Annotated in this window: 11 protein-coding genes and 1 tRNA gene; 10 read left to right on the plus strand and 2 right to left on the minus strand. The window is 28.3% G+C overall.

Features of this window, described 5'->3' with window-relative positions:
- Nucleotides 1-61 precede the first annotated feature (61 nt).
- The 6 genes from Bmayo_RS02830 to Bmayo_RS02855 are packed head-to-tail and all read left to right on the plus strand — an operon-like array spanning nt 62 to nt 6,495.
- A complete protein-coding gene (locus tag Bmayo_RS02830) occupies nt 62-604 on the plus strand; it encodes a chemotaxis protein CheW (protein WP_075552228.1) in 543 nt (180 codons plus the stop codon).
- A gap of 12 nt (nt 605-616) precedes the next feature.
- A complete protein-coding gene (locus Bmayo_RS02835) occupies nt 617-928 on the plus strand; it encodes an STAS domain-containing protein (RefSeq protein WP_075552229.1) in 312 nt (103 codons plus the stop codon).
- A gap of 15 nt (nt 929-943) precedes the next feature.
- On the plus strand, nt 944-3,088 hold the full coding sequence (locus Bmayo_RS02840) for a chemotaxis protein CheA (RefSeq protein WP_075552230.1): 2,145 nt from the start codon (nt 944-946) through the stop codon (nt 3,086-3,088).
- Nucleotides 3,089-3,144: 56 nt separating this feature from the next.
- The gene (locus tag Bmayo_RS02845) at nt 3,145-4,302 is read left to right on the plus strand and encodes a CheB methylesterase domain-containing protein (RefSeq protein WP_075552231.1); all 1,158 of its coding nucleotides are present in this window, start codon (nt 3,145-3,147) and stop codon (nt 4,300-4,302) included.
- Between the two features lie 2 nt (nt 4,303-4,304).
- Nucleotides 4,305-6,080, plus strand: coding sequence for a BB0569 family chemotaxis protein (locus tag Bmayo_RS02850; protein ID WP_075552232.1), 1,776 nt, complete (start codon nt 4,305-4,307; stop codon nt 6,078-6,080).
- Between the two features lie 40 nt (nt 6,081-6,120).
- Complete coding sequence (locus Bmayo_RS02855) at nt 6,121-6,495, plus strand: response regulator (RefSeq protein WP_002557158.1); 375 nt, start codon at nt 6,121-6,123, stop codon at nt 6,493-6,495.
- 188 nt (nt 6,496-6,683) lie between these two features.
- Here Bmayo_RS02855 and Bmayo_RS02860 read toward each other — a convergent pair.
- A tRNA-Leu gene (locus Bmayo_RS02860) sits at nt 6,684-6,767 on the minus strand.
- 8 nt (nt 6,768-6,775) lie between these two features.
- Nucleotides 6,776-7,465: a UMP kinase gene (gene pyrH, locus Bmayo_RS02865; protein ID WP_075552233.1), complete on the minus strand. Its 690-nt coding sequence runs from the start codon at nt 7,463-7,465 to the stop codon at nt 6,776-6,778.
- Nucleotides 7,466-7,665: 200 nt separating this feature from the next.
- Here pyrH and Bmayo_RS02870 point away from each other — a divergent pair, with 200 nt between their 5' ends.
- From Bmayo_RS02870 to pyrG, 4 genes are all read left to right on the plus strand, one after another.
- Complete coding sequence (locus Bmayo_RS02870) at nt 7,666-8,742, plus strand: glycosyltransferase family 2 protein (RefSeq protein ID WP_075552234.1); 1,077 nt, start codon at nt 7,666-7,668, stop codon at nt 8,740-8,742.
- A 62-nt stretch (nt 8,743-8,804) separates the two neighbouring features.
- Nucleotides 8,805-9,611 (plus strand): ATP-binding cassette domain-containing protein, encoded by an 807-nt coding sequence (locus Bmayo_RS02875; RefSeq protein ID WP_075552235.1) that lies wholly within the window; start codon nt 8,805-8,807, stop codon nt 9,609-9,611.
- 24 nt (nt 9,612-9,635) lie between these two features.
- Nucleotides 9,636-10,487, plus strand: coding sequence for a hypothetical protein (locus tag Bmayo_RS02880; RefSeq protein ID WP_075552499.1), 852 nt, complete (start codon nt 9,636-9,638; stop codon nt 10,485-10,487).
- 179 nt (nt 10,488-10,666) lie between these two features.
- On the plus strand, nt 10,667-12,268 hold the full coding sequence (gene pyrG / locus Bmayo_RS02885; RefSeq protein ID WP_075552236.1) for a glutamine hydrolyzing CTP synthase: 1,602 nt from the start codon (nt 10,667-10,669) through the stop codon (nt 12,266-12,268).
- Nucleotide 12,269: the final 1 nt, after the last annotated feature.

Below are 12,269 nucleotides of genomic sequence, written 5' to 3' on the forward strand. Positions count from 1 at the left end.
TAATATTAATCTTGATATTAGCATTCTATTTGCGATTTAAATTACATTTAAAGGGGCGTTTATGGGCACAGATTCAGATGTGCAAGATTCTTTAAGTCAGTATCTTTTATTTAGTTTGGACGAACTTTATGCTATTGAGATTAAATATGTTGTTGAGGTTTTAGAATATACTAAGATATCAAAAATCCCAAGAACTCCCAATTACATGGCAGGAATAATAAATAATAGGGGTAAAATTGTTCCAATAATTGATATTCGAAAACAATTTGGAATGAGCGATCGTGTTGTTGATGAGGATGAAAAAAAGAGAAATAAGGGAGTTAACATTTCAAATATTATTATATTAAATTTAGTTTACGAGGGAGATGAATTTAATCTTGGAATTTTAGTAGATTATGTCAATGAAGTTCTTGAATTAGATCCATTTAGTATTGATGATGCGCCTAAGATTGGATCAGGGTTTAATTCAAAATTCATTTCAGGAATTGGCAAGAGTAATGATAAGTTTATTATTATTTTAAATGTAGAAAATTTATTTGACGTTAAAGAGCTTTCTAAATTTAGAAATACAACAATATATGATCCCGAATATCAGCAGCAATAGGAGTTTTTAGTCATGATTTATAGGCCGGAAGGAGAGCTTGTAATAAATAGTATTTTCAAGGTAAAAGAAGATTTGTTGCATATTTTTAAAAAAATGAAAGAAGGGGATACTCTTACCATTGACCTTTCAAATGTTGAAAAAATAGATATTACTTTTATACAAATTTTGTATGCATCTAATAAATACGCTAAGAATAGAAATTTGTTTGTAAAAATTGAGTATCCATCCGATGAGGTTTTAAGTTCATTAATATATGGCGGGTTTTTAGTAGATATTGAAGATGTTGATAGCTTTGATTTGGGACTTAGTTTAGTTGGATTTTAGATTTAAGGAAAGCTTATGGATAGTAGTGATGTGATTGATAAATTTAAGAGTTCCTTTAAGGAAGAATCAATAGAAAATATTTCAGATATTGAGCAAGCACTTCTTAATCTTGAGGTAAGCTCAGATCAAGATATTATTAATTCTATTTTTAGAAATTTACATACCATAAAGGGAAGTTCTGGTATGTTTGGCTTTAATTTTACAGCATCGCTTGTCCACGAAATAGAAACAGTTCTTGATGTTATAAAAAATGGTAAGACTACTTTTAATCAGGCCGCTATTGATGCTACCTTGATGTCTGTTGATTTTATTAGAGAGCTTATTGAAGGTGATGAAGCAATTTCTGAGATCGACTTTGATAAGCGTAAACAGTTTTTGGTAAATGAAATTAAAAAGGTTCTTGAGATTTCTAATGAGGTTAAGGATGCTTTTCAAGAAGCTTTAGAAAATGATTCTTCAAAGTCTGATAACAGCTCGGTTTTGGAAGAGTCTGTTAAAATAAATTTAGACAATAAATTTGATGATGAGGCTTTAAAGTCTGAATTTAAAAGTTACAAAATTCTTTTTTTTCCAGCTAGGGGTATTTTGTTTCATGGGCACAAGCCTATAAATTTATTGAGTAAGTTGATTAATTTGGGTATTGGCTATGTTAAAGCCAAAGTAAACAACATTCCTGATTTAGAGCTTATTTCTCCTGATAATGTTTATGTTGATTGGGAGATAAGGCTAGATACAGAAGAGAATAGAGAGAGTATTGAAGATATTTTTACATTTTTAGATTCTCAATCAAAAATTGATATTCAAGAATTGGATAAATCTTTAGAGCCAGATGAATGCAATAATGTAGAGCTTAAAAATTTTAATTTATTGCGATTAGACAGAAGCAGCACAGATCCTGATAATTCTTCGTTTAAAAAATCGGAATTTATTGGGAAATCCTTTTTCAATGGAGATAAAAACAGATCTAATGTTCAAGATGATACTGCTAGAAGCAAGGTTAATATTGCTAGTATTAAGGTAGATTCTAAAAAGCTTGATCATTTGGTAAATCTTGTTGGAGAGCTTGTTACAATACAATCAAAACTTTCAAAAGAAGCTGAAAATAGGAATAGCAATATTTTAAATTCAATATCAGCAGAATTTTCTTTGCTTATTAATGAGCTTAGAGATTATACAACGGGGCTTAGAACAGTTCCTATTGAGATTTTGTTTGTAAAATTTCAAAGGATAGTAAAAGATCTGTCTAATAGCCTTGGTAAGTCAATTATTTATCATGCTTATGGAGGCGACACTGTTCTTGACAAGAGTATTATTGAAAAGCTAAATGAGCCTTTAGTTCATTTAATTCGCAACTCAATAGATCATGGAATTGAATCGTCTCAAGAGAGAGAAAGTTTAGGGAAAGATCCCAAAGGTATTATTAAGCTTTCAGCCTGTCAATCTGGAGATTCTGTTATTGTTATTATTGAAGATGATGGAAGAGGTCTTGATAAGAATAAAATAATTAAAAAAGCCATAGAGCGCAATATAATTTCTGACTCAGTTGCCAAAACTTTATCAGATATTGATGTTTATAATTTGATTTTTGAGCCTGGATTTTCAACTGCAAGCTCTGTTACTGATATATCAGGCCGTGGAGTTGGCATGGATGTTGTTAAAAAACAGGTTGAATCCTTAAGGGGAAATGTTGTGCTTGAAAGTGAATTTGGCAAATATACTAGAACTAAGTTAATTTTTCCATTGACTTTGGCTATTATTGAAGGTTGGCTTGTCAGAGTAAAAGATGAGCACTTTATTATTCCTCTTTCTAATGTTGAGTCTTGTTTGGAATCTAATAAGTTAATTTCTCAAATAGATGGAGTTGAAACTAAAAACAATGTAATGAATTATAGGGGCAGCATGATTAGTTATATTAGGCTTAGAGAGTTTTTTCAGGTTTCTAGTGAGAAGAGTTTAAATGAGCAAGTTGTTGTTGTAAGTACAAATAGCGGGAAAATGGGCATTGTGGTTGATGAGGTTTTGGGACAACATCAAACCGTTATAAAAGCTTTAGGTAAAATTTATTCTCGAGTAGAAGGGGTTTCTGGAGCTACTATACTTGGTGATGGAAGTTTGGCTTTAGTTGTTGATATAGATGCAATAACTAAACTTATAAAATAAAAAAATGAAAATAAGGATTTTTGGATTTAAAGGTTAAAAAATATTAAAATATAACAATGAAGATATTAGTAATTGATATTCAAGGTCTTATAAAGCAGATTTTTGTTAGGGCTTTTTCTAAAGATAATGATGTTGAGATATTAAATGCTGGTTTCAATTCTTTAAATCTTATTAATGTATTTTTACAAAAGTTTCCAGATTTAGTTATTATTGACGAGAATACAGCAAGATCTAATTTTGGGAATTCTTTAAATAATGTTCTTAATAACATATCTCTTCCGGTTGTATTTATTGCGCAAAATGAAATGTTTCCAAATTTTGGATGTCTTGAGCAAAGCAAGGAAAAGGTTAGATTAATAATAAATAAGCTTAATTTTAAGCTTACAGTTGATTTATTTCGCAGTAATTATTTAGCTTTAATAAAGCTAGAGCTGAAAAATCTAGGCAAAAATAAATTAATATCTTCTTTTGAAGTTAAAAGGATTCATGCACCCGATTTTTCTAGTAATTCTAAAGTAGAGTTAAGAAAAAATAGTTTAAATGATTCAAGTATAAGGAAAAGTTATAGAGTTTCTGATGTTATTAATTTTGCTCCCAAAAATGATCCAGATGTTATTATTAAATATCAAGGCCTTATCAATAAGCACAAAACTGGCAAAATTATTGTTGTAGGCTCTTCAACAGGCGGTACAGAGGCGCTGAGAATTTTTTTAAGGTCTTTTAAAAAAGATTCTCCCCCAATTATTATTGTTCAGCATATGCCGGGAGGATTTACAAGATCTTTTGCAAAAAACTTAAACAATGAGTTTAATATTGATATTAAAGAAGCTGAAGATGGAGACATTCTTCGTCCAGGTCTTGTAATAATTGCCAATGGAAGTTATCATTTGATTGTAAAATATAGTAGTGGAAATTATTTTGTAAGCTTATTAGATGGGCCTCTTGTTAGTAGGCATAAGCCTTCTGTGAATGTGCTTTTTAGGTCTGCGGCAATGTATGCAGGCTCTAATGCTATTGGAGTTATCCTTACAGGTATGGGAGATGATGGTGCTATTTGTATGCTTGAGATGAAAAAAAATGGTGCTTATACTATTGCCCAAGATCAAGAAACTTCTGTTGTTTTTGGTATGCCAATGGAAGCTATAAAAATAGGAGCTGTAGACAAAATCCTTCCTTTAAGCGAAATAGCTGATCATGTTCTGAGGAGATCTTAGCAATGGATAATGACAATAATGGGGTTTTTGATGTCAATGATTGTTTAGCAACATTATTTCATAAACTTGAAGCTTTTGATGAGAGCGCAAGGCATATTTATTCAAATTTAAGCAAATCAATTCCTAAATTAATAGAAAAAATTTCTAAAGATTCTAAGGATTTATCTTTTAGCATTGACTTGATTTCTAATCTTGATCTTGATAATGATGCTTCTTTGAATAATTTTATAGCTAAAATTATAGGGGCATTAGATGATTTTGTTGCTTACTTTAATTCTTCAACAACTTCTCTTGAATCTCAATTTAGCATAATACGAAGTAAGGTTAAAGACATAGAAATACTTGAAGATGTGATTGAAAGAATGAAAAAAAGTTCTCTTGATATGGAAATAATGTCTATTAATACGTTAACAGTTGCTATGAGAGCGGGTAAGGCTGGTGGAGCCTTTTCTTATATTACTAGTGAAATTAAGGTTTTAACCCAATCTATGATCAAGCAGGCAGATCAACTTACCAGCAAGGGGCGTGAAGTTAAAATTGGTTTAGATAGAGCTAAAAATCAAGTATATGAAAGCAATACGGCTGAAAATAAAATTCTTGAAGAATTTAGAGATAATTTAATGAAAAAAATAGATGCCTTTTCAGATGGAATAGGAGGCGTTATTGCTCTTTACGATGATATTTTAAAAGTTTTGTCAGAATTTAAGTTTAAACTTGTAAATTCTATTTCTTATCTTCAGTTCCAAGACAGGCTAACTCAATCTTTGCAACATTTAAATATTATGTATTCTAATATTGATGTTTTTAAATTTAGAGATATAAGCGAGATCCAAAAATTGAAAATTTTATCAGTTTTTACTGATACATCAAAAGTTATAGTAAAAGATGTTCTTGAAAAGCTTGAAAAAAATTATACTGTTTTTGAGAAATTTATTGACGCTTCTCTTAGTTCTATTCAAACTATTAATGATTTAAGATCTGATAATTCTTTATGCATAGATATTCCTAAAATAATAGAACAATTTTCTAGCATTTTGTCTGATCTGCTTAGAAGAATTGATGATGTTGAGAAGAATAATTCTAATTTTTTGAATTTATATTATGAACAGGTTAAGCTTATAAAATCATTAGAATTAATGTTTTCAAATATTTCAGCTATTTCTGCTAGGTTCCAAAATATTAATATAGCCTCAAAGATAGAAGTTGTTAAAAGATCAGAACTTAAAGCCATGGAGGGCAATATTTCAGAAATGTCTAAGATTATCAAAGAAATTGATTCTAATATTACCAAGGGAATAGAATTTTTAGATCAAATAATCTTTTTTCTTGAAAAAGTTGTTAAGGATTATGACAATAGATTTTATCTTGAAAAGAATTATTTTAATAAATTTAAAAAATTATTTATGGAAATTAAAAATGATATTCTTGATATTAAGAATATAGCTATTGATAATGTTTTGTCTTATGAAGTTTTTTCAATTGAATTTATGGAAATATTTGAAGAAATGAAATTAGAAGTCTACAATGTTAGAAATTTAAAAAATTCTCTTTTGGATATAGACAACTTTTTAAGCAATATGGAAAGCAAAATAAATTTCAATCTTAATCTAGAATTATCTAAAGTTGGAATTCAATCTATTGAGATTGAAGATAAAGAATTTGTTAATAGAATTGCTAATCGATTTACTTTATTTGTTCATAAAAAACACTTATTATCTTTGGTAGAAGAAGCTAAGGATGTTCATTCCTTTGATGAGGGTAGTGTAATTTTGTTTTAATTTTTATATACTTTTTGGGAGGGTTTTAGGAGAAAATTAGATGAAAAAAAGAATTTTGGTTATTGATGACAATAGAGCAATAAGGCAAAGCGTTGCTTATATTTTAGAGCAAAACGGTTTTGGAGTCTCAGAAGCAAAGGATGGTTTAGAAGGAGTTTTGAAGTTTAAAGAAGCAGTTGGGCAAGGAGATAAAGATTTTGATCTTGTTATTACAGATATTAACATGCCCAATTTAGACGGCATTGGTGTTATCAAGCAGATAAGAGAATTTGGCAGCTTTGTTCCTATACTTGTTCTTACCACTGAATCTGAACAATCTAAGGTTGATGAAGGTCGTAAAGCGGGTGCTACTGGTTGGCTTGTTAAGCCTTTTAATCCTGAAGCTTTAATGAAAACAATCTCAAAGATATTTTAATTTTATATTTGCAATTAATTTTTAGACTTTAAAGTTTTATTATATAAATTAAAATGATTTTCAATATGTTATCTTTTAGAATAAAGATAACATATTGAAATAATGTTAAATTTTCTTAGCCATAATGGTGTTTAAATTTTTATTAGCAATGCTTAATAATTTTAAAGTTTTTAAAAAAGTAATTAAAATACCGGTAGTCGGAGTCGAACCGACACGAAGTTGCCTTCACCAGATTTTGAGTCTGACGTGTCTACCAATTCCACCATACCGGCATTAACTTTTATTTTACTATAATAGTACCAAAAAAATCATTATTTTTGTTAAAAACTTTTTCTAAGTTTTTAATATCATTTCCATTTACTATGTAAAGGGTAAGCCCAAGTTTTGAAGAGAGTTTTGTTGCTATTGGGTCAAAAGGTAAATTTAAGCCCGGATTCCACTTTTGACCTACAATGTTTTGTAATTGTTCCCAATTTAATTTTTTAAAAGCTGTTGCGTTTTTAAATTTTTTTGGATCTTTATCATAAACCTGATTTACGTTTGTTATGTTTATAATATCTTTTTTATTAAATTTTTCTGCGAATTTTACAGCAATGTAATCTGTTGAAAATCCCGATTTCCATCCAGAAGCAATTAGTATTTTTCCTTTAAAAGAAAAATTTTTTAAGGGATTTGTCACAATTTTGTCTTTACAAAGAGGGTTCATTACTTTACACAGAAATTCTGCGTTTAACTTTGTTGACATTATTCCAATTTCATCAAGCTCACGAGCCTTAAAATCAGGGTTGATTTTTTTATAGGCGTCTTGGTATTCTCTTGCAACTCTTCCTCCACCAACTATTAAAATGATTTTTCTTTTTTCATTTTCTAGTAACCATTTAAAAACAAAGTTTTTAAAGTTTTTAATGAATTCTATGTTGATTTGATTTGAATTTATTACTCCTCCTCCAAGACTTATTATTTCAAGCATTCAAGCTCCTTATTTAGGCTAATGTTTTTTAAATTTTTTACTTTTAATAATATAGCAATTTCTGCTAAACTTTTCATTAAAAATGAGTTTGAAAAAATACAAACTTGTTAATTATATATTACAATTTAATTGTTATGCAAAAAATTAAAAGAATTTATTGTTAAGTGTTTTAGCTTTGATTTTGCTTAGCAGTTTTTATTTTGGAGGATATTGTGCATAAGTATAAAGTTTCTGTTATTATTTGTTTTTTTAATTCGGCTGAAACTCTTGATGCAATGATAAAGGATGCTGTTAATCAAACATTAAAAGATAAGGAAATTATATTAATTAATGATGGTTCTTACGATGGTAGTTTAGAAATAGCAGAAAAATATGCCAATAAGTACAGCTTTATTAAGATTTTTAGTCAAAAAAATATGGGACTTCCTGCTTCTAGAGAAAAGGGACTTTCTGAGGCTCAAGGGGAGTATGTTATTTATTGGGATAGTGATGATTCTGTAGAGAGCACTATGCTTGAAGTTCTATATAATAGGGCAAAAGCAGATAATTCTGATGTTGTTTGTTCTCAATTTTATGTTTATTTTCTTGCAATAAATGTAAAAAGAAAATCTCTACTTCCTTTTCCCAATTATCCATTAACAGGTAAGGAGGCGTTTAAAAATTTGCTTTTTACTGTTTATGCAACTTTTGGAAGGAAAAATTTTGTTGTTGGGACGCTATGGGATAAATTGATTAGACGAGAATTAATCTTAAAGAATAATATTCGTCAGCAAAATGTAGTATTTGAAGATATAGTTTTTGTTATGCAAATTTTTTTAAAAGCCGCTAAGGTTTCTTTTGTAAATAATTATTTTTATACTAATTTCCAAAGAATAGGAAGTATGAGTTCTTCTATTAGCGTTTTACATAAATCTAAATTATCTCTTAATATAATGGAAACTTTATTAAAAAAAGAAGGCATTTTTAACGAGTGTCAACATTTGTATAAAAAATTTTTCTTGCAATTTTATTATTTTATTTCTTTTAAGCAAATTTATATTATTAGTTGGAATATTCCCGACAAGCTTGTTTATAGTGCTTATAAAGAAAAGCTTATTTCTGTTCTTGATGAGATTAAAGGATTATCTGAATTTCAAGATTGTTATGAATATGCAAAAAGTTTTGGATTTAATGAAATTCAAATTTTGCCTAGAATTATGCTAAAAATTTGGAATTTTAGCTCAAGGCTTTATGTAAATTTTTCTATATTTATTTATAAGTTTTTTATAAAAAATTGAATTTATATTTTTGAGGTAATTATTTTTTTATATTTTGACCTTTAACATATTAAGGAGTGTTTATGGCTATTGAGGCTGTTAATGTAGAATTTTCCTATAGAAGAAAAGAAGTCTACTCAGATTTAAATTTAAACATTAAGATCCCTCAAGTCTATTTGCTTCTTGGCAAAAATGGAGTTGGAAAAACAACCTTGCTTAAACTTATAAGTGGGCTTTTAGAGCCCATAAAAGGGAAGGTTTTATTTAACTCTTTAGCAGCTTTTCCAAGAGATCCCTTGAATTTAGTTAATTTATTTTTTATTCCTGAAGAATTTTCACTTCCTAAATTGTCTTTAGCTGAATATAGCAAAGCTTTGTCTATATTTTATCCAAATTTTAATAAGGCAGATTTTAAAAAATATTTATCAGATTTTGATCTTGATATTTCTCTTGATCTATCTTCAGCTTCTTTTGGGCAGAAGAAAAAGAGTATTATTGCATTCTCTCTAGCTACAAATGTTTCTTGCTTGTTATTTGACGAGCCAACAAATAGTCTTGATATTGTTTCAAAAAATGTTTTTAGAAATATGCTTTCCAATTTAAAGGACAGAATCATTTTTATTACAGGTCACAATGTAAGGGATTTGGCAGGAGCTGTAGATTATTTAATTATTGTTGGGGAAAAGTTAATTCTTTTTTCCAATTCAATATCTTATATTAATAAAAATTATAAGATTAAAATTATCAGCGAATTGAATGGGAATGAATTATATTATGAAAAAAATAAGGATGGATTTAAGGCGCTTTATTTTGAGAGTAGTAATGGAGCTGAAGTTGTTGATATTGAATTTTTCTTTTTATATGTTACTAAAAATAAAAAGGAGAGGTAATAAAAGATGCTTAGCTTAAAAAAGATGTTTAGTTTAAAAAGATTTTTGAATTTATTTTATTTTGATTTTATTTATAATAAAAAATTCTATACTTTGTTAATAATTCAAATTTTAGGAATGATATTTATATCTTATTTGCTTGTTCGATTTTATTTCAATTTTTCAGCAACTGATTTTTTAAAATTTTTTGCTCCTAAAATTTTTATTTTAACCTTGATTATATCGATTTTTACTATGTGTGATTATTACAAAGTAATTCACGATCCGTTTAGAAATATTATTTATTTATCTTTGCCTGTTTCAACTTTTGAGCATTATTTTTTCAATTTAATTAAATATTTATTTGCATTGCCTTTGATTTTAATATTTTTTTATTATTTAGGGGTTAATATTTTTTTATTTCTAGATAGTGCATTCTTTTTAAGAGGCGAGAGTACTGCATTCTTAGAATTAAGATATTTTTCTGATTTTTTCTTTTTTCGTTATTTTAATTTTTTATCTATTTTCCCAATCTTTATGTTTTTTAGAATAGCTTTTAAAACGCATCCTTTTGTTAAATTTTTTATATTCTTTTTAGGGACCATTGTGTTATTGTTTTTTTTCACGTCTTTTCTTTATTGGGGTTTTAAATATGTGCCATGTTCTTCAGATTTAATTTTTTCTTTTGATAGATTTTTAGGCGGCCTTTTTTTTAAAATAGTTTATGGTTTGGGATTTTTTTTATATTTAGCTTCATATTTTAAGATAGTAGAGTTTGGAAGTATTAGAAAAAAAAGCAATTTGTTTGCTATTCTTGGATTTTTAGTTTTTTTGGCAATGTTTAATTATTACTATTTAACCAAGGGTTCATTATATTGTTTTGTTAATTATGATTAAAATAGTTTAAAAAATTTAAAACAAGGGCTTAGAAATAACTTTGTAGTTAAGTATTAATAATTTTTATTTTAGTTTAATGTTTTTGCTTTTTTAAAGCAAGTAAGTATTTTTTATTATGATTTCTTCTTAAGTGTAAGCTTAATTGGATTAAAATTTAAAGGTTTAATTTTGGGGTATACATGAAAAAAAACTTAAAAATTTTAGTAATAACAGGAGGCGTGATCTCTGGAATTGGCAAAGGAGTTACATCGGCAAGTATTGCAAGGTTATTTAGATATGATTTTAGGGTTACTCCAATTAAATGTGATGGGTATTTAAATACTGATCCTGGGACTATTAATCCTGTTGAGCACGGAGAAGTTTTTGTGCTTGATGATGGAGGAGAAGTTGATATGGACTTTGGTCATTATGAGAGGTTTTTAAATCTTAATGCAAAGTCTAGTTGGAACATTACAATGGGAAAAATATACAAAAAGATACTTGAAAATGAGCGAAAAGGCAAATATTTAGGAAGAACAGTTCAGCTTATTCCCCATGTTACTGATGAGATCAAGTCTACAATTTTTCAGATTGCAAGTTCTGAGAATAGCGATATGTTAATAATTGAAATTGGTGGAACCATAGGAGATATGGAAAATATTTTATTTATTGAGACAGTAAGACAAATAAGACAGGAGATTGGAAGTGGTAATATTGCTTTTATTCATTTAACCTATGTACCAAGCCCAGCTGGAATTAATGAGCAAAAGTCTAAGCCTACTCAACAGAGTGTTAAAACTTTAAATAAAGCAGGTATTTTTCCCGATTTAATTATTGCTAGAAGCTCTCAAGTATTGACAGATCAAATCAGAAAAAAAGTGGCAATGTTTTGCAATGTTGAGAGCACTTCTATTATTAATAATGTTGATGTTTCTACTATTTATGAAATTCCTATATCTTTTTACAAACAAGGTGTACATGAGATTTTAAGTTCTAAGTTGAATATTAAGGTTGATCCAAAAATAGAAGAGCTTTCAAAGCTTGTAGAAGTTATAAAATCTAATTTTTTTGCGCCTAAAAAAATTATTAATATTGCTATTTGTGGTAAATATGCTGAGCTTGATGATTCTTATGCATCAATTAGAGAGTCTTTGGTTCATGTTGCAGCCAATTTAGACTTGCTTATTAAAAGCACTTTAATTGATTCTAATGATTTAAATGAGAACTGTTTAAAAGAGTTTGATGGCATTATTGTTCCTGGCGGCTTTGGGGGAAAAGGATATAAGGGTAAAATTATGGCTATTAAATATGCGCGTGAGAATAATATTCCCTTTCTTGGAATTTGTCTTGGCTTGCAGCTTGCTATAATAGAATTTGCTCGTAATGTTTGTGGAATACTTGATGCTGATACGGAGGAAAATTTAGTAAAAGACAATCCTTTAAAAAATCCTGTTATTCATTTACTTCCTGAGCAAAAGGGAGTTAAAGATAAGGGCGCTACAATGAGGCTTGGGGGATATCCTGTGATTCTTAAAAAGAATACAATAGCTTTTGAGCTTTATGGCCAAGATCGGATAATTGAAAGATTTAGACATAGGTATGAAGTCAATAATGATTATATAGAGTTATTTGAAAAAAATGGACTTATAGTATCTGGATTTTCAAGTGATTTTAAAATAGCAAAATTAATAGAAATTCCTAAAAATAAATTTTTTGTAGCTTGCCAGTTTCATCCAGAACTTATTACAAGAATAGAAAATCCAGCTAAGCTTTTTTTAGGGTTAATTAAAGCTTGCATTTGAG

This window comes from Borreliella mayonii (assembly GCF_001945665.1).
Taxonomy (GTDB): domain Bacteria; phylum Spirochaetota; class Spirochaetia; order Borreliales; family Borreliaceae; genus Borreliella; species Borreliella mayonii.